The following is a 17,910-nucleotide window of genomic DNA, read 5'->3' as shown; positions in this document are numbered from 1 at the left end:
CGGCCGGGACAGTTTAGCTCAGCTTACACCAGCAGGGCGGCGCTCATGTCGGCCGCATCGCGCTTGGCTTCTTCCAGCATCGCGGCCAGCTTTTGCTCGTCGATGAACAGGTCGATGGCGGAGTCGGAATGCGGCGGCAGGTCGCGCTGGGGTTCCTGCAGCGGCGACTTCACCGGTGTCAGGTGGTTGGCCAGCAGCAGGGTGTCGAGCAGGGTATCCGGCGGGATGGACATGAAGCTGTCACGCAGTCCTTCAATCGCATCGGCCACCGGTTCCGGGATGCACAGCTTGCGCATCACTTCGCGCGTGATGATTTCTTCGCTGGCCGAATGCCAGTTTTCCGGATCCTCGTCGAGCAGGCCGGGGAATTCGTCGGCGCGCGACAGCAGGTAGAAGCCGCCCACTTCATGCACGATGCCGGCGAACAGCGCGGTGTCTTCATTGGTGCCGGTGACGTAGCGGGCGATCAGGCGGCCCAGCGCGGCGACGGCGATGGTGTGGTCCCACAGCTTTTCCGCCTTGGCGCGCAGCTTGGGATCGACGATTTTGCTGCCGAACTGGCGCACCACCATGGCGGCTGCCAGCGCGTACAGGTTCTGGTAGCCGATACGCATGATGGCGCCGCGCACATTGGTCACCACCGGTGCACCGCTGCGGTTGAACATGGCCGAATTCGAAATGGCCACGGTCTTCGCTGCCAGCAGCGGCTCCGCCAGCACCAGGCTGATGGCGGTATCGATGGGACAGTCGGGATCATCCAGTGCCAGTTGCACGCGCAGCGCGGCATTCACGCTGGTAGGGAAGACGAGTTCGCCACGTATGGCCAGGGCCGCGATATGGCCGTATGCTTCGAGTTTGTTCATGGTCAAAATTATACGCAGGCTTGGCCCCAATCTCAACGCTCTATCAGGCGTTGTTGGCAGATAGCGGCAATGAAGTGACACGGATGTCACAGCGATGTCACAGCGACGTCATATAGCGCGGCGGTCGAGCTGAAATCGAGCTGAAATCGGGCGGAGCAGGAGACGCTCGCGGCGCCAGGAGAGGGGCGCCGCGAGCGGGGGAAAGGATCAGGCGTTGGCCAGTTGCGGCTGACGGGCGCCGCGGTCTTTGCTGTAACGGCTCACCGACAGGTCGTCGGCGCGGATCGCGGGACGGCGTGCGGAGATGATGTCGGACAGCAGCTGTGCCGAGCCGCAGGACATGGTCCAGCCCAGCGTGCCGTGGCCGGTGTTGATGAACAGGTTGTTCAGGCCGGTACGGCCGACGATCGGCGTACCGTCCGGGGTCATGGGGCGCAGGCCGGTCCAGAAGGTGGCTTCGGCCGTGTTGCCGGCGCCCGGGAACAGGTCGTTGACCACCATTTCCAGCGTTTCGCGACGGCGCGGGTTGAGCTGGGTGTTGAAGCCGGCGATTTCCGCCATGCCGCCCACGCGGATGCGGTCTTCAAAGCGGGTGACGGCGATCTTGTAGGTTTCGTCGAGGATGGTGGATACCGGCGCTGCGCTGGCGTTCACGATCGGCACCGTGATCGAGTAGCCTTTCAGCGGGTAGACCGGGATCTTGACCAGGTCTTTGAGCAGCGCGGTCGAGTAGGAGCCCATGGCCACCACGTAGGAATCGGCGGTGACCAGTTCGTCGCCGCATTTGACGCCCTTGATGTGATCGCCTTCGGTCACCAGACCAGTGATGTCAACGCCGTAGCGGAATTTCACGCCCAGTTGTTCGGCCATCGCGGTCAGGCGCGTGGTGAACAGCTGGCAGTCGCCGGTTTCGTCATTCGGCAGGCGCAGGCCGCCGACCAGCTTGTTTTTGTCCAGGCCGGGTTCGGCGCTGATCAGTTGTTCGCGGCTCAGCAGCTCGTAGGGCACGCCGGTTTCTTCCAGCACGCTGATGTCTTTGGCGGCCGCATCCATCTGCTCCTGGGTGCGGAACAGCTGGGTGGTGCCTTGCTGGCGGCCTTCGTATTCGATGCCGGTGGAGGCGCGCAGGGCCTTGAAGCAGTCGCGGCTGTATTCAGCCAGGCGCACCATGCGTTCCTTGTTGACGGCGTAGCGGTCGGCGGTGCAGTTTTGCAGCATCTGCCACATCCATTGCAGCTGGAACAGGGTGCCGTCCGGGGTGATGGACAGCGGCGCGTGGCGCTGCACCATCCATTTCATGGCTTTCAGGGGGATGCCTGGAGCCGCCCATGGGGAGGCGTAGCCGGGCGAGATCTGGCCGGCGTTGGCGAAGCTGGTTTCGAGGGCGGGGCCGGGCTGGCGATCCAGGACGGTCACCTGATGGCCGGCTTTGGCCAGATAGTAGGCGCTGGTGACGCCGATTACACCGCTACCCAAGATCACTACACGCATGTTGTCCCCCATTATTTAACTGCCAGATATTCCGCTATGGTATTCTCGTTTATATAGTGTTTGTTACTGTATATCACCGACAAAACAGTGGATTTTTATGCGAATTCAGAAAGAATCGGTCCGCGGGCTGGACAAGCTGGACAGAAAGATATTGCAGATCCTGCAGGAGGATGGCCGCATCTCGATGAAGGACCTCGGCGAGCAGGTGGGCCTGTCGACCACGCCGACGATTGAACGTGTCAAGCGCATGGAGCGCGATGGCGTGATTACCGGCTATCACGCGCGCATCGATCCGCCGTCGCTGGGGGCCAAGTTGCTGGTGTTTGTGGAAATTACGCTCAACCAGAAGTCCGGTCCGGCGTTTGAACAGTTCCGCCGCGAGGTGTTGCGCATTCCGGAGGTGCAGGAGTGCCATCTGGTCTCGGGCGACTTCGACTATCTGATCAAGGCGCGGATTCACGAGATGGCGGAGTACCGCAAGCTGCTGGGCGAGATGCTGCTCAGCCTGCCAGGGGCGGCGCAGTCGAAAAGCTATGTCGTGATGGAGGAAATCAAGGAGACGCTGACCTTGTCGACCGAGGTGGTACAGGGCTGATCTGGCTCAAAGCGGGGCGCTTGCATTCCCTGGCGTGCGGTGCATACTGGATGAACCATGAATGCACTGGAATCCACCAAATACCGCAAACGCCTGGAAGAGGGCGGCGTGCCGACCGAGCAGGCGGTGGCGCACGCCGATGCGCTGGGCGAGGTGCTGGAACGGCTTACTGAAACGCTCGCCACGAAGGACTGGGCGGCGGCTTTTGTCAAGGAGCAGATGATGGAACTTAAAGTGGACCTGCTGCGATGGATGGTCGCCATCTTCATCGCCCAGAACGGCATCTTCTTCGCGGCGATTCACTATATGGCGCGTTGAGTTAGGCTTCGGTTACAATGTCATAATGACATCGCAACCAACTGGAGCAGGCGTGGATAGTTCGTCGCAGCTCGTCGTGCGCTCGCTGGACGAGCATTTGTCCTCTGACCAGAGCTTCAGCTCCGCCTACGCGCGGGCCGTCGGCGCAATTGCCGGCAATAGCGGCAGCCTGACGCTGGCGCAGTTCGCCGCCGTCACCGATATCGCCGGTGATGGCCAATCTTCCGCCGTCTTTACTGCCCTGGTGCTGAACGCCATCGAGTCCGGCGTGGAAGTCGACTGGGCACTCAATGCGCTGAGCCGCAGCTGTACCGGTATCGACCAGGCCGCACGTGAGCAGGCGCTGAGCATGGTGATTCCGCTGCTGGCGCTGCACGGCCCGGATGCGCGTGCCCTGGCGCAGCGCCTGGCCAAAGCCTTGTCCGCCCGCTTGTCGCTGGAAGACTTGAACCGTTTGCCTCCTGCAGAGGAGCGCGGCCTGCTGGCCAATCTGGGCGAGCAGGCGCGCCGCCTGGTGCGCGGCCGTTCGCTGGCCGATGCGGTCGCGGATTTTGGCCGCACGGCAGGCCAGCCGGTGCTGGTGGATCATGCGCGCCATTTCCAGTCCGGCGAGATTGACCTGCTCCAGTTGCGCGAGCTGGTCGGCACCACCACGGCGTCCATCACGCAGGCCATCAGCACCTACCTTGAGCAAGCGCGCCTGCTGTCCGTCGGCGAGGCGGCGGCCAGCTCGCTGGTCAGTGCGGCCAATGACTTGAAAAACCAGGTGACGCAGCGGCTTATTCTGGTTGACCAGCGCATTGCTTATGAGCGCCGCCTGATGATCGAGGAAATCGACGATGCCGTGCACGATGCAGGCAATGCGATCGAGCTGGCGATGACTGACCGTTTGAATTCCGACAAGTGGAAAGACGAAGATGTGTGGGCCAGCATGGGCCGTAATCAGTTTGGGCAGGAGATGGAGCGGCGTCTGGACCGCATCGTGCGCCGTAAGGAGCAGGCCTTGCATCTGCTGCAGGAGGACTTGCGGCTGTTTCAGTCCGGGATGAAGCTGGGGCAGGCGACGGTATTCCAGCGTCAGCACCATGCGGCGCTGGCCCGGCTGATGCCACGCCTGCGCGTGGGTACGCGCATCGTCAACAAGCTTGATACGGCGGCAAATGTGACGCTGGTCAGTGGTGCTGCGGTGGCGGCCAGTACGGGAACGGCGGCTTACCTGATTGGTGCGGCGGTGGTGCTGCCGGTGGTGGCGCCGGTGGCGCCGTTTGTCGGCGGCGCGGTGCTGTTGGCGGGGGCATTTAAATGGTTCACCGATGGCGGCAAGCGCAAGCGCGGCGAAATACGCGACAAGCGCGCCGCATTTGAAGAAGAGCTGCGCAAGCAGCTGCTGGCGGCCGAGCAGTCGTTCAATGCGCAGCTGGATCTGGTGGCGGAAGGCTTTCGCGATTCCGCCTTGCAGTTGTTGACGCCCATCTTGCTGGAAGCGGAAGCGGCGGGCCGCGTGCCCGGCATGCGCCAGCGGATCGCCGACCGCGTTATCACGCAGGCTCAAAGCGCGATACGCCAGCTGGATACGGAACTGCTCAAGGGGTAGCGGCTGGCGTTGCGCTGCACCCCGCCTTACCGGGTTAAAGATTCCGCGCGATGATGGCGTCGGCCGCATTGGCCGCCTGGTCCAGTGGCTGCGTCAGCGCTTGCGTGCTGTAGACCGGATTCTGTGGCATTGCTGCACCCAGCACCGGGCCATCGGTCTTGGTGATATCCACCGATACCGTCGTCGAAAGGCCAATCCGCAGCGGATGTTCTTTCAACTCCTTCGGATCCAGCGCGATCCGCACCGGCAGCCGTTGCACTACTTTGATCCAGTTGCCGCTGGCGTTCTGCGCCGGCAGCAGCGAGAAGGCGCTACCCGTACCGGCCGACAGTCCCACCACGCGTCCATGGAACTCCACCTTGCTGCCATACATATCCGCTTCCACCTTGGCCGGCTGGCCGACGCGGATATTGCGCAGTTCCGATTCCTTGAAGTTGGCATCCACCCACAGCTGGTCCAGCGGCACAATCGACATTAGCGCAGTGCCCGGCGTCGCACGCGCGCCGATCTGCACGCTGCGTTTGGCCACATAGCCTGACACCGGCGCCAGGATGGTATTGCGGCGGGCCGCCAGCCATGCCTGCACATAATCGGCCTTGGCCGCCTGCACCGCCGGATGCTGGGCTACCGCCACGCCGTTGACGCCGGCCTTGGCCGCTTCCTCCTGTTTGATGGCGACGGCAATCGCGGCGCGTGCATCGTCGACCGCCTGGCGCGCGTGTTCCACTTCCTCACCGGAGACCGTGTGGTCGGCAGCCAGCGGCTTGCGGCGGGCCAGGTCGTCTTCGGCATTTTTCAGTTGCAGCTTGCGCAGCGTGACGGTGGCGTCGTACTGCGCGACGTCCGCATAACGCTGGCGTTGCTGGCGTACGGCGGCGCCCAGCTTGGCATCCGCCTGCGCCAGCGCGATATCCGCATCGGCCGAATCGAGTTTGATGACGGGAGCGCCAGCCTGCACCATCTGCGTCTCATCGGCGCGGATTTCGGTGACGTTGCCGGTCACTTGCGACGACAGCGTGACCAGATTGCCGCCCACGTAGGCGTTGTCCGTCTCCTGTATTTTGGACAGCACCGCTTCGTAGTAGACCGCATAAGCGGCGCCTGCGGCGATAAAGGCCAGCGTGATCCCTGCCAGCACGGCCTTGCGCTTTTTCTCGTTTGGTTTGGTGACTTCAGTGCTCATGATGTGTGATCCGTTGATTTATTTGGTGGCAGTCGCCAGTGGCGCTTCTTCGTGATAACCGCCGCCCAGCGCATTGGTCAGGGCGATTTCGGCCAGCAGTTGTACCTGTTGCAGATAGAGGTCGGCATCCTGCTGCCTGAGCAGGGCCAGCCGTGCATTCAGCACGCTGTTGTTGTTGGCCAGGCCGCGGTCCATGCGCGCCTGCGCGGAGGCCAGCTGCGCGCGGGCCGATGAAGTGGCTGCGCTCTGCTGCGTGATCTGCTGCTCGATGCCTTGCAGCTGCGCGCCGCCTTGCGCCACGTCGCGCACGGCGTCGACGATGGTCTGGTTGTATTCGGCGATGCGTTCGTTGCGCGTGGTGCGGGCACTGTCCAGTTGCGCATCCAGGCGCTTGCTGTCAAACAGCGGCAACGACAACGTCGGTCCCAGATACAGGGTGCGGCTGGCGCTTTGCAGCAGGTTCTCGATCTTGACGGTATCCAGGCCGATGGAGCCGGTCAGATTGACGTCGGGGTAGAAGGCGGCCTTCGCGGCGTCGATTTTGCTCAGCGAGGCTTCCACCTTCCAGCGCGCGGCTTGCAGGTCCGGGCGGCGTGCCAGCAGCTCGAGGCCAAGGCGGGCCGGCAGCGTGTGCGGCGCTGGCGTCAGTGGCGCTGGCTTCAAGTCGGCCAGGGCACGGTTGTCGGCGCCTGCGAGTGCGCGCAAGGCTTCGCGTTCGTGTTCGATGTCGGACTTGAGCTGCGCTTGCTGTTTGCGGATCAGACTCAGGTCCGCTTCGGCTGCCCGTTGTTCATCGGCGTTGGCCAGGCCGTTGGCGATGCGTCTGGCCTTGTCTTGCACCAGCGCTGTTTGGGTTGCGGCCAGTTTATCCGTGTTGGCAAGGCGCGCCCACGCGCCTTGCAACCGGAAGTAGCTTTGAGCGATGGATGCGGCCAATGCCTGTTCGGCTTCTGCATAGGCGGCGCGGCCGGCATTCAGCTCGCCGACGGCGGCGGCGACCTGCGCGCGGTTCTTGCCCCACCAGTCGAAGTTGTAGCGCAGGTCCAGGCGCAGCGTCTCTTCGCTGAAGTAGGCGCCGCCGATCGGTGCGGGGAACAGGCCCGTACCCGAATAGCGCTGGCGGTTGGCGTTGGCGAACAGCGCGCTGTCGATGCCCATGTCTGCCACGGTGCGCGACAGCGAGGAACGCGCGCTGCCGATGTGCGCTGCCGCCACTTCCAGCGATGGACTGCCGGCCAGCGCCTGCTTGATGATGGCATTAAGCTGCTCGTCATGGTAGGCCGTCCACCACTGGGCTTGCGGCCAGCCTTCGTTGGCCAGCTTGATACTGGACGCGATTTCCGCGCTGGCGATATCGCGCTTGACCAGTGCCTGATGATCGGGCGGGACGCTGGCGCAGCCGGCCAGGGCGACGGCCAATGCCAGCACGGTAGGACGGAGGAGGGCAGTTGTTTTCACTTTGAGTTCCATTTCTTCTTCATTCCATTGCGGCGTGGTCGACGGCGGCCGGTGCGGCCTTGGCCGGCGGCTTGATCAACAGCAGCAGCGGTATCACGCACAGTGTGGCAATCATCATCAGCCAGAAGTCGTCCACGTAGGCGATCATCGAGGCCTGACGCGTAATCTCGTTGTTCAGCGCTGCTGCCGCTTCCGGCGTGGCCAGGTTGTTCAGCAGTTCCGGGTTGGTGGTGGTGATGTGTTCCGTCAGCGAGGCGTGCACCGTCTGCGTGTTCCGCGCCAGCAGCGTCTGCACCATCGCGATGCCGATGGAGCTGCCGATATTGCGTATCAGGCTGTAGATGGCCGTGCCCTCCGCGCGCATCTCTGGCGACAGCGTGGCAAAGGTGGCGGCGCTCAGCGGCACAAACACCAGGCCCAAGCCCAGGCCCTGGATCACGCCGGGCCAGACGATATCGCTTTGCGACAGCACCAGCGTGTACTGGGTCATTTGCCACAGCGAGAAGGCGGTGATGAGAAAGCCGGTGCCGAGCAGCAGGCGCAGGTCGATCTTGCCGACCAGCCGGCCGACGAACATCATCGCCACCATGGTGCCGATGCCGCTGGGCGCGGTGACCAGGCCGGCGATCTTGGCCGGATAGCCCATCAGGCTTTGCAGCATGGACGGCGTCAGCGCGCGCGTGGCGTACAGCACCAGGCCGACGATGAAGATAAACAGCAGGCCGCTGACGTAGTTGGAGTTGCGCAGCAGCCGGTAGTCGAAGAAGGATTTGCCGGCCGGCCGCGTGGCGGTGTGGGCGACAAAGTAGGCGAAGCTCAGCGCCAGGATGATGGCTTCGACCCAGGTTTCGGTGGCGCTGAACCAGTCATTCTGTTCGCCGCGGTCGAGCAGCATTTGCAGCGCGCCGATGGCCAGGCTCAGGGTGGCGAAACCGAAGGCGTCGAACTGCATCTTGCGTGGCGCGGCGGTCTTGCGGATGTAGCGCCAGATGCCGTAGAAGGCCATTGCGCCGACCGGCACGTTGATGAAGAACACCCAACGCCAGTCGTAGCTGTCGGTAAGCCAGCCGCCCAGCGTCGGGCCGAGGATGGGGCCGATCATCACGCCCATGCCCCACACGGCCATGGCGGAACCATGCTTTTCGCGCGGGTTGATGTCGAGGAGCGTGGCTTGCGACAGCGGCACCAGCGCCGCGCCAAAAATTCCCTGCAACAGGCGGGCGATGACGATTTCCGTGAGCGTGCCGGACAGGCCGCACAGCACCGAGGCCACCGTGAAACCGGCCACCGACGCCAGGAAGATGTTCTTCTGGCCGAAGCGGTCGCACAGCCAGCCGGTCAGCGGCGTGGCAATCGCGGCAGCGACGATGAAGGACGTCAGCACCCAGGTGATCTGGTCCTGCGAGGCCGACAGGCTGCCCTGCATGTGCGGCAGCGCGACGTTGGCAATGGTGCCGTCCAGCGCCTGGATGATGGTCGCCAGCATGATCGAAATGGTGATCATGCGGCGGTTCAGGCCATCCCCCGGCGCGGCAGCGGCGACTGCGGCAGTGCTCATGGAAGGGACTCGATATTGGTCTGGATGGCTTCGAGGAAGATGGTCACCGTTTTCAGCATCTCAGGATCGACGTTGCCCAGCAGTTCACGGCGCAGCACGTCGGCTTCCTTCCAGACGCTCTGGTAGATCTCCTGGCCGGCCGGAGTCAGGCTCAGCAGCTTGACGCGGCGGTCGGTCGGCGATGGCGTACGCACCATGTAGCCGGCTTTGACCAGCTTGTCCACGGTGGACACCATGGTGGGATCTTCGACGCCGGCGCGCGCGGCCAGCCGGGTTTGCGATGGCGCTTCCTTCTCTTTGGCGGTCAGGGCAATGGCCATCCAGCTGGCCTGGCTCAGGCCCAGATGTTTGAGGCGGCGGTCAATGGCTAGGCGCCAGGCACGCGCGGAGCCGTGTAGCGCGGCGGAGAAACGTTCTTCTATAGAAGACATATGATTTTACGGCTAATGGTTAGATATCGAACTATAAGTTTAGCACAGGTAACTTCTGTTCGCTAGCGCACGGAAATTTATGGCTGAGCTTACTATGATGCTGGCTGAGCAGTTTCGCTCGTAAGATCAATAGAGACTCATCATGAAAGCCAAGTTACTCGCCGCCAGTTTGCTGGCACTGTCTGCATCCGCCTTCGCTTCGGACGTTGGCGTTTCCATCAGTGTTGGCCAGCCAGGGTTTTACGGCCGCATTGATGTCGGCGATTATCCGCCGCCACAAGTGATTTATCGCCAGCCGGTGCTGGTGGAACGTCCGGTGCGCTACGTCGAGACCGCGCCGGTCTACCTGCGTGTGCCGCCTGGCCATGCCCGTCACTGGAGCAAGCACTGCTACGCTTATCGCGCCTGCAACCAGCGCGTGTTTTTTGTTCAGGACCGCTGGTACACCAATGAGTATGCACCGCGCTACCGCGAACGCCATGGCCACCATGAGCGCGACGGCTGGCGCGAGGACCGCCGCGACGACCGCGGCCCGGGCCGCTGGCAGGAGCATGACCGTGGCCATGGTCATGGCCACGACCGTCACGGCCACCACGACCAATAACCCGGCGGCCAGCGCCGCCACAGGAGAACTTCTTGCAAAGTAAATTCATCATTGTTGGCGGCGGTGCGGGCGGTCTGGAACTTGCCTGCAAACTGGGCCGCAAGCTGGGGCCCGAAGCGGTGATGCTGGTGGACAGCCGCCTGTTCCATATCTGGAAACCGTCGCTGCATGAAGTGGCTGCGGGAACGCTGGATGTGCACCAGGAGGGCTTGTCGTATCAGATGCTGGCGCACGACAACGGCTTCACCTTTGTATATGGTCCGCTGACGGCGCTCGATGCGCAGCAGCGTTTGCTGACGGTGGGCGCCATCCTCAGCGAACACGAAGAAATCCTGCCCGAACGCCAGATCCGCTTCGACAAGCTGGTGATCGCCGTGGGCAGTACCTCCAATTATTTCGGTGTGCCCGGCGCCGCCGAGCACACCATTTCCCTGAATGCCACCGAGGATGCGGAACGCTTCCGCCTGACGCTGCTCAAGCTGCTGACCTTGGCCGAGCTGAAGCAGGATGCGGGCGTGGACGTGGTCATCATCGGCGGTGGCGCCACCGGTGTCGAGCTGGCGGCGGAATTGCGCGAGGCCAGCGGCGTGTATGCGGCCTACGGCTTCCGCCGGCTGAAGGCTGAGCGCGATGTCCGCATCACGCTGCTGGAGGGCGCACCGCGCATCCTGGCGCCGTTGCCGGAGAAAGTCTCGGACGCCGCGCTGAAGCTGTTGCGCGAGCGTGCCGTCACCGTGGTCACAGCCACGCGCGTGACCGCTATCGATGAGCGCAGCGTGACGGCCGGCGACACGGTTTATCCGGCGCAGATCGTGGTCTGGGCGGCCGGTATCAAGGCGCCGGACTTCCTCAAGACGCTGGGCCTGCCGACCGTGAAGTCGGGCCAGCTGGACGTTGACGGCACGCTGGCCGTCAAGGGTTTTGACTACATCTATGCACTGGGTGACTGCGCCGCGTGCGCGGGGCCGGACGGCAAGCTGGTGCCGCCGCGTGCGCAAGCCGCGCACCAGCAGGCCGATTATCTGCTGGAGACCTTCCTGCGCGAGCATAAAGGCAAACCGCCGCAAAACAAGCCTTATGAATACCGCGACTACGGCTCGCTGGTGTCGTTCGGCCAGACTACTTCAGTCGGCAGCCTGATGGGATCATTGAAAGGACTAAGCTGGTTCGTGGACGGCTTTGTGGCCCGCATGATGTACGTAAGCCTGCACCTGATGCACCACCAGGCCGTGCTGGGCACTGTACGTACGGGTGTGCTGGCGTTGGCGCGCTTCCTCATCAAGCGCACCACGCCGCTGGTCAAGCTGCATTAAACGGCGGTGGCTGGCTTGGGCAGGATCATGGTCAGCGTGACGCCGCGCTCGGGTCCCGCCGCCAGGGTCAGCGTGCCGCCCAGGTAGGCGGCGCGCTCGCGCGCCATGCGCAGGCCGAATTTGCCGGCCGACATGCCGGCTGGCACGGGGCCGCTGAGGCCGACGCCGTTATCTTTCACGGTCAGCATGACTTCGTCTTCGTTGTCGTCCACGATGACGTCCACCTCGGTGGCTTGCGCGTGGGCGTCAATATTGCGCAGCGCTTCTTCCAGCGTATGCAGCAGCACGATGCCGTGGCTGCGCGGGCAGTTGAGTTCTTCTTCCGGCAGGCTGCAGCGCGCGGTGATGCCGCGCTGTTCGCCAAACTGAGTGACCAGCTCATCCAGCGCGACGCGCACGCCCAGGAATTCCAGCTTGTCGTTCCACAGCTTGAGCTGCATCTGGCGGTTGGTTTCAACAATCTGGTTCAGCAGTTTTTTCATGTGGCCGGCACGGTCCTGCAGCGCCTGGTCGGCAGGCAGCTTTTGCATGAGCAGGCCCAGGTGCATGGTCAGTGCGGTCAGCGACGAGCCCAGGCTGTCATGCAGCTGGCGCGACAGCGAGCGGCGCTCGTTGTCCCAGCAGGTGTGGACGTGGCCCAGCAATTCGCTCAGGTCCGCGCTGCGCAGGGCGTCTTGCTGTTGATCGAGGTGTTCTTGCGGTGCCGATGCGGACATAGGTTTTCTCTGTTGAGGTCGGACAGACTACGGTGTGGCACCGATGATACCCGAGCTTTGCACCTTGTGGCGCACCGCTATTGTTTTACCGGTACCTGGGCGCTGCTGTCGATCACTTCCATGAGCTGGTCGATATCGACCGGCTTGACCAGGTGGCGGTCGAAACCGGCCTCCATCACGCGCCGCAGGTCTTCCGCCAGGCCATAGCCGGTGAGGGCGATCAGCTTGATGTCGCGCGTAGCGGGATCGGCGCGCAGGCGGCGCGCGACTTCGTAGCCGTCGATGCCGGGCAGGCCAATGTCCACCAGCGCCAGGTCCGGCTGGTAACTGACTGCCGCTTCCAAGCCCAGCAGGCCATCGGCAGCAGCTGCGACGTCGTAACCGTAACCGCCCAGCATCATGGTCATCATTTCGCGGCCATCGTCGTTGTCTTCGATGAGCAGCACGCGCGGCTTGCCATGCTCGGCGCGCGCCGGTGCGGCGGGGGCGGCGGCCACCGGGTGCTCGATGCGTGGCAGGCGCAGCGTGAAGGTGCTGCCGCGGTTGGGGCCTTTGCTGTCGGCTTCGATGCTGCCGCCATGCAGCTCTGAAAGGCGGCGCACCAGCGACAGGCCGATGCCGAGGCCGCCCTGCGAACGGTCCAGCGTGCTGCTGCCCTGGACGAAGACGTCAAATACCTGCGGCAGCAGTTCGGCGGGAATGCCGACGCCGGTGTCGCGGACGCTGAGCACCACGTCCTCGTTTTCCGTCCAGGTGCGTACTTCGATACGGCCGCCGGGCTGGGTGTACTTGAGGGCGTTGTCGAGCAGGTTGCTGGTGATCTGCTCCAGGCGCGTGCTGTCGCCGTCGACCCAGCCTGGGTCCAGATCCTGTTCCAGTTCGTAATCGGTGCTGCGGCCCGTGGCGCGGTAGGTTTCCAGCGAGGTGGCCACCAGGGCGGCCAGGTCAAGCGGCACGCGGTTGAGCAGGATCTTGCCGGACATGGCGCGCGACAGGTCAAGCAGGTCGTCAACGATGCGGCCCAGATGCTGGCTCTGGCGCTGGATGATTTTCTTGGCGCGCTGCACGCCTTCCAGCGACACGCCAGGCAGGCCGATCAGGGACGCGGCGCTGCTGATGGCGCTCAGCGGGTTGCGCAGCTCGTGGCCCAGCATGGCCAGGAATTCGTCCTTGGCGTGGTTTTGCCGTTCCACCGTCTGGCGCTCTTCGATCTCGCGGGTCAGGCGCTGGTTGGTGGCGGTCAGTTCGGTGGTGCGCTGGCTGAGCTGGCGCGCCTGTTTTTTCAGTTCCTCATTCTTCATGGCCAGCGCGACGAACACCGAAATCTTGGCGTACAGGATTTGCGGAATCACTGGCGTGAACAGGAAGTCGACAGCGCCATGCTGGTAAGCCTTCAGCCGGTCCAGTTCGTCGGCGAGGAAGGCGGTGATGAAGATGATGGGAATGTCGGCCGAGCGCGCGCGGGCATGGATGGCGGCGGCCGTTTCAAACCCGTCCATGCCGGGCATGTTGACGTCCAGCAGAATGACGGCAAAGTCGTGCATGAGTACCTGACGCAAGGCGTCCTGCCCCGAGCGCGCCGCCAATACCTCATAGGACTCCTGTTCGGCCCATTGGGCGAGCAGGCTGGTCAGCGCGAACAGGCTGTTGGCGTCGTCATTAACGACCAGGATCTTGGGTTTGTCTAGTTTGGGCACGGGGTCTCTGCACTATGCGACACAGCGAAATCTTCGCGGCCTGAACGCTGCCAGAGAAGTACCGGGCGATCATAGCAATTGCATATATGAATGTCAAAAACGCCAGTGCAACTGAACGCGACACCAAATCCGCGTGGCATAGCGTTCGCTTCCGCACAGACCCGGATGGCCACCACTGGCACAGTAGGATGGAACGTCACCTGAAAGGATTCATCATGAATATCGATACTGTCGTGGACCAAGAGTACGTCGGCCATAGCTTCCGCGCGCTGGCCGATGCGCCAACCAGCGCCTTGCGAGGTATTAGCGTAAAAGATGCCAAGGCGCTGGCGCAGGCTTTTAACGTGCACACGGTGCGCGAGCTGGCGGAGCTGAAATTCGTCAAGTGGGCGGCCGCCATCACGGCGCTGGCTGGCGAAGAGCAGGAAACGCCGGCGGAACAAGCCAGGGAAACCTTGCTCGATAGCGGCGTGGAAATGACTTTCCCGGCCAGCGATCCAGTCTCGGTGGATGCGGGCATTACCCGGATTGAGGTGCCGCCGGAAATCGTGAATGCCCATGACGACCATCAGCACGCCGCCAAGGTCGAGCACAGCACGCAAAAGGGCTTGAAGAAGGAAGAGGCCGGCGCGCACTAAGCAGCGCTGCAGCGGGTAAGCCGGAACGGGCGGGCCATGTGCCCGCCCTTGTTGTTTCAGGCGATGGAAGCCGACATCACGTGATGCTGCTTGGGAGGCGTGCTCATCATTTGTGCCGTGCAGCAGCGGTTTTTGCCGGAGCGCTTGGCTTCGTACAGGGCGCCGTCGGCGGCGGCAATCAGCGGCGCCACTTCGGTGGCGTCGTCCGGGAAGATGCCGACGCCGATGCTGGTGGACAGCTGCAGGGTCAGGCCATTGACCTGGTAAGGCTGGGAGACGGCGTCGATCAGCTTGTTGCACGGCTCCTGGGTGTCGGCAATGTGGGCGATATTGCCCATAACGATGACGAACTCGTCGCCGCCTACCCGGGCTACGGTATCTTCCTTGCGCGAGCAGCCCACCAGGCGCTGCGCCACTTGCTTGAGGATTTCGTCGCCATAGGCATGGCCGTGGGTGTCGTTGATCGCCTTGAATCCATCCAGGTCCAGATACATGACGGCAGCCTTGTTCTGCTGGCGCGTGGCATGTTGCAGCACGGTGGCGATGCGGTCTTCCAGCAGGCGGCGGTTCGGCAGGCTGGTCAGCGGGTCATGCAGCGCCAGTTCCTGCTGCTGGCGGCTGTATTGCGCCAGTTCCTTGTACAGCAGGCGCACTTCCAGCATGTTGTGAATGCGTTTGTGGACTTCCAGCAGATCGAACGGTTTGCTGATGAAGTCGCGCGCGCCGGCTTCCAGCGCGGCAATCTTGAAGCTGGGCTGGGCGGTCAGGGCCAGCACGGGCAGGTAGCCGCCTTGCTCGATCTCCTTGAGGCCCTTCATGACCTGGAAGCCGTTCAGGCCCGGCATCTGCAGGTCCAGCAGGATCAGGTCGTAGCAATGCTGGCGGTGCAGGGGGCACACCTGTTCCGGCAGCATGGTGGAAGACACATCTGTATAGCCGGCCTCACGCAAGATCTCCAACATCAGATCGACGTTGTCTGCGCTGTCATCCACCACCAGAATTTTGGCGTTCAGGATTTCGTCTCGGCTCGGCATGGTGATGGTCTCAGTCTGTCTCTAGTGTAGTACTAATTCGATAATAGTCGATGTTGCGGTGCTGCGTCGCACACAAGTGTACATTAATTTCCGTGTGGAAACTATAGTACGCCTTTTTTTAGATTTTTGTAGTGTAGCAAGAGTTTTCAGAATTGCTTGTAGGACAGCGCCGCGTCTGAGGGTAGGAATGAATACTTTCCTTGAGGTAATTTTATTCATACCCGGGCCCGTAAGCGACAGGGTTTAGGCGTGCCGGTGCGCTGCGCTCATGGCGGCCACCTTGGCGATCAGCTCGTTGGGTTCCACGGGTTTGGCAATGTGTGCCAAAAAACCACTGGACATGGCCTTGATCCGGTCTTCCGAGCGGGCAAACGCGGTCAGCGCAATCGCCGGCAGGTCGCCGCCGCGCGATGGTCCCATCGCGCGGATGCGGTCGAGCAGGCCATAACCATCGACTTCCGGCATGCCCAGGTCGCTGACCATGAGGTCGGGGCGTTCGTGTTGCAGCAGGTTTAAGGCTTCGGTGGCGGTGGCGGCGGTCAGCACTTCCGCGTTGCAGTCGTTGAGGATGCGTTTGATGAGTTCGCGCGCATCGTCCTCATCGTCGACCACCAGCACCTGCACGCCGGACAAATCATGCGCCGCACCATGGGCCGCGGGCGCCAGGGGCAGGGCACTGGACGGCGCGGGCAGCTTGGCGTCGTGGCGCGGCAGGCGTACCGTAAAGCTGGCGCCTTGGCCCTCGCCGGCGCTGGTTACGCTGATGGTGCCGCCATGCTGTTCCACCAGGTGCTTGACGATGGCCAGTCCCAGCCCGAGGCCGCCATGCTGGCGGGTGGTGGTGGCGTCGGCCTGGCGGAAGCGTTCGAACACGTGGTTGACAAACGCGGGCGCAATGCCGATGCCGCTATCGCGCACCGTGATGGCAATGTGATCGCCGTCGCGTTGTACGCCCACCTGTACGGTGCCGCCGCGCGGCGTGAATTTGATGGCGTTGCTGAGCAGGTTCCACAGGATCTGCTGCAGGCGGTTGGCGTCGCCGGCCACCATGCCGGGCGCACTGCTGAAATTCTTGTCGATGCGGATCTGCTTGGCTTCGGCTGCTGACCGTACGCTTTCGATGGCGGCCGCGGCCACCACGGCGGGCGCCAATGGCTGCATTTCCAGTCGTACTTTGCCGGACGTGATGCTGCTCATGTCCAGCAGGTCTTCGATCAGCTGGGCCTGGTTCCGGGCGTTGCGCTCGATGGTTTGCAGGCCGCGGTTGAGGTCGCTCTGGTCGCGGTTGCCGCGCCGCAAGACTTGCGACCAGCCCAGGATCGCGGTCAGTGGCGTGCGTAACTCGTGGGACAGGGTGGCCAGGAACTCATCTTTCAGCTGGCTGGTGCGCTCGGCCTCGGCGCGCGCCTGGCGCTCCGACTCGTACAGCCGGGCGTTGTCGATGGCGATGGCGGCCTGACCGGCGATGCCGGCAATGATGCGCTCGGTGCGCTCGTCAAAAATCCCCGGTTCGGGATGGCCGAAGAACAGGCAGCCGATGGTTATGCCATTACGCAGCGCCACCGGCACTGCCAGATAACTGCGCACCGGCGGGTGGTCAGCCGGGATGCCTTGATGGGGTGTATCTTTGCTGTAGCGCGGATCTTGCTGCACATCGTCGCAGCGCACGATGCTTTCGCCGCGCATGCTGGGGCCGAACAGGGCGGTGGAGCGCGGCTGGCCAAATTGCCAGAACGCGGCCGGCGTGCCGCTCGACAGCGTATGCAGCACCATGGCTTCGCCGGCGCTGTTGGTGGTGTGATAGAACAAAGCGCCGTAGCGTGCGCCGCTGGCGCTCGTGGCGGCGTCCGTCACTTCTTGCAACAAGGGATGCAGGTCGCGCTGCGATGCCAGCACGGTACCGGTGTGGTTGAGTAGTTCCAGTACGGCAGTCTCATCGCGCAAGGCTTCCTGTACGCGCTTGACCTGATCGACGTCCGTGCTGGTGCCGAACCAGCGCAGCACCTTGCCATCGCTGCCATGGACGGGATTGGCGCGCGTCAAAAACCAGCGGAATTCGCCGGTGGCGCTACGGATCGGAACTTCCAGTTCGAACGGTGTGCCGTCAGCGCGCGATTGCTGCCAATGGGCTTCCATGAGGTCGATGCAGTCCGGTGCGTAGGCGCGTTTCCAGCCATCGCCCGCCATCTGCTCCGGCGTGGTGCCGGTGTAGTCATACCAGCGGTCGTTGTACCAGACCATGGTGCCGTCTTGCTCGGCAATCCACGCAAGCTGCGGCATCGAGTTGGCCAACGCGCGCAATTCCAGCTGGCTTTGGCGTAATGCTTCCCTTGCGCGCCGTAGCTCTTCGTGCGCATCTGGCGCAACAGGCGCGGTGGCGATGGGGTCGTTCGGGATCATGCAATGATTTTAGCGCC

The 17,910-nt window shown here is 63.2% G+C and carries 16 protein-coding genes; 6 read left to right on the top strand and 10 right to left on the bottom strand.

Going from position 1 to position 17,910, the window contains the following annotated elements:
- Window positions 1-23: 23 nt before the first annotated feature.
- Complete coding sequence (locus tag BUA36_RS24420) at window positions 24-863, bottom strand: HDOD domain-containing protein (protein ID WP_072788403.1); 840 nt, start codon at window positions 861-863, stop codon at window positions 24-26.
- 207 nt (window positions 864-1,070) lie between these two features.
- Window positions 1,071-2,354: a D-amino acid dehydrogenase gene (locus BUA36_RS24415; RefSeq protein WP_072788537.1), complete on the bottom strand. Its 1,284-nt coding sequence runs from the start codon at window positions 2,352-2,354 to the stop codon at window positions 1,071-1,073.
- Window positions 2,355-2,451: 97 nt separating this feature from the next.
- On the opposite strand from BUA36_RS24415, the gene BUA36_RS24410 reads away from it, so the two are divergent.
- Genes BUA36_RS24410 through BUA36_RS24400 form a run of 3 tightly spaced genes read left to right on the top strand, consistent with a single transcriptional unit; the run spans window position 2,452 to window position 4,861 of the window.
- On the top strand, window positions 2,452-2,949 hold the full coding sequence (locus BUA36_RS24410; protein ID WP_072788401.1) for an Lrp/AsnC ligand binding domain-containing protein: 498 nt from the start codon (window positions 2,452-2,454) through the stop codon (window positions 2,947-2,949).
- 57 nt (window positions 2,950-3,006) lie between these two features.
- On the top strand, window positions 3,007-3,267 hold the full coding sequence (locus BUA36_RS24405; protein WP_072788397.1) for a hypothetical protein: 261 nt from the start codon (window positions 3,007-3,009) through the stop codon (window positions 3,265-3,267).
- Window positions 3,268-3,319: 52 nt separating this feature from the next.
- Window positions 3,320-4,861, top strand: a complete 1,542-nt coding sequence (locus BUA36_RS24400) for a hypothetical protein (RefSeq protein ID WP_229255798.1) — start codon at window positions 3,320-3,322, stop codon at window positions 4,859-4,861.
- A 34-nt stretch (window positions 4,862-4,895) separates the two neighbouring features.
- On the opposite strand, the gene BUA36_RS24395 is transcribed toward BUA36_RS24400, so the two are convergent.
- From BUA36_RS24395 to BUA36_RS24380, 4 genes are read right to left on the bottom strand one after another with little or no spacing between them, the layout of a single operon-like run.
- Window positions 4,896-6,044: an HlyD family secretion protein gene (locus BUA36_RS24395; RefSeq protein ID WP_072788392.1), complete on the bottom strand. Its 1,149-nt coding sequence runs from the start codon at window positions 6,042-6,044 to the stop codon at window positions 4,896-4,898.
- An 18-nt stretch (window positions 6,045-6,062) separates the two neighbouring features.
- Window positions 6,063-7,502 carry an efflux transporter outer membrane subunit gene (locus BUA36_RS24390; RefSeq protein ID WP_072788535.1) on the bottom strand — a complete coding sequence of 480 codons (1,440 nt, stop codon included), beginning with the start codon at window positions 7,500-7,502 and terminating at the stop codon, window positions 6,063-6,065.
- A gap of 19 nt (window positions 7,503-7,521) precedes the next feature.
- Window positions 7,522-9,060 (bottom strand): MDR family MFS transporter, encoded by a 1,539-nt coding sequence (locus BUA36_RS24385; protein WP_072788390.1) that lies wholly within the window; start codon window positions 9,058-9,060, stop codon window positions 7,522-7,524.
- Complete coding sequence (locus BUA36_RS24380; protein ID WP_072788387.1) at window positions 9,057-9,491, bottom strand: MarR family winged helix-turn-helix transcriptional regulator; 435 nt, start codon at window positions 9,489-9,491, stop codon at window positions 9,057-9,059. Before BUA36_RS24380 ends, BUA36_RS24385 begins: the two co-directional genes overlap by 4 nt.
- 142 nt (window positions 9,492-9,633) lie before the next feature.
- On the opposite strand from BUA36_RS24380, the gene BUA36_RS24375 reads away from it, so the two are divergent.
- Complete coding sequence (locus BUA36_RS24375) at window positions 9,634-10,095, top strand: hypothetical protein (RefSeq protein ID WP_072788385.1); 462 nt, start codon at window positions 9,634-9,636, stop codon at window positions 10,093-10,095.
- A gap of 32 nt (window positions 10,096-10,127) precedes the next feature.
- Window positions 10,128-11,408, top strand: coding sequence for an NAD(P)/FAD-dependent oxidoreductase (locus tag BUA36_RS24370; RefSeq protein ID WP_072788383.1), 1,281 nt, complete (start codon window positions 10,128-10,130; stop codon window positions 11,406-11,408).
- Here BUA36_RS24370 and BUA36_RS24365 read toward each other — a convergent pair.
- Both BUA36_RS24365 and BUA36_RS24360 read right to left on the bottom strand, forming a co-directional pair.
- Window positions 11,405-12,124: a sensor histidine kinase gene (locus BUA36_RS24365; protein ID WP_072788381.1), complete on the bottom strand. Its 720-nt coding sequence runs from the start codon at window positions 12,122-12,124 to the stop codon at window positions 11,405-11,407. The two genes, BUA36_RS24370 and BUA36_RS24365, sit on opposite strands and share 4 nt — an antisense overlap.
- Before the next feature lie 77 nt (window positions 12,125-12,201).
- A complete protein-coding gene (locus BUA36_RS24360) occupies window positions 12,202-13,821 on the bottom strand; it encodes a response regulator (RefSeq protein WP_072788379.1) in 1,620 nt (539 codons plus the stop codon).
- Between the two features lie 215 nt (window positions 13,822-14,036).
- On the opposite strand from BUA36_RS24360, the gene BUA36_RS24355 reads away from it, so the two are divergent.
- The gene (locus BUA36_RS24355; RefSeq protein WP_072788532.1) at window positions 14,037-14,459 is read left to right on the top strand and encodes a hypothetical protein; all 423 of its coding nucleotides are present in this window, start codon (window positions 14,037-14,039) and stop codon (window positions 14,457-14,459) included.
- 56 nt (window positions 14,460-14,515) lie between these two features.
- On the opposite strand, the gene BUA36_RS24350 is transcribed toward BUA36_RS24355, so the two are convergent.
- Entirely contained in the window at window positions 14,516-15,493 is a 978-nt protein-coding gene (locus tag BUA36_RS24350; protein ID WP_072788377.1) for a GGDEF domain-containing response regulator, read from the bottom strand.
- A gap of 243 nt (window positions 15,494-15,736) precedes the next feature.
- Complete coding sequence (locus BUA36_RS24345; RefSeq protein ID WP_072788374.1) at window positions 15,737-17,893, bottom strand: PAS domain-containing hybrid sensor histidine kinase/response regulator; 2,157 nt, start codon at window positions 17,891-17,893, stop codon at window positions 15,737-15,739.
- Window positions 17,894-17,910 lie beyond the last annotated feature (17 nt).

This window comes from Duganella sacchari (assembly GCF_900143065.1).
GTDB lineage: Bacteria > Pseudomonadota > Gammaproteobacteria > Burkholderiales > Burkholderiaceae_D > Rugamonas > Rugamonas sacchari.
Note: the sequence above shows the minus strand (reverse complement) of the source record. Positions and strands in the feature narration are given on the sequence as shown.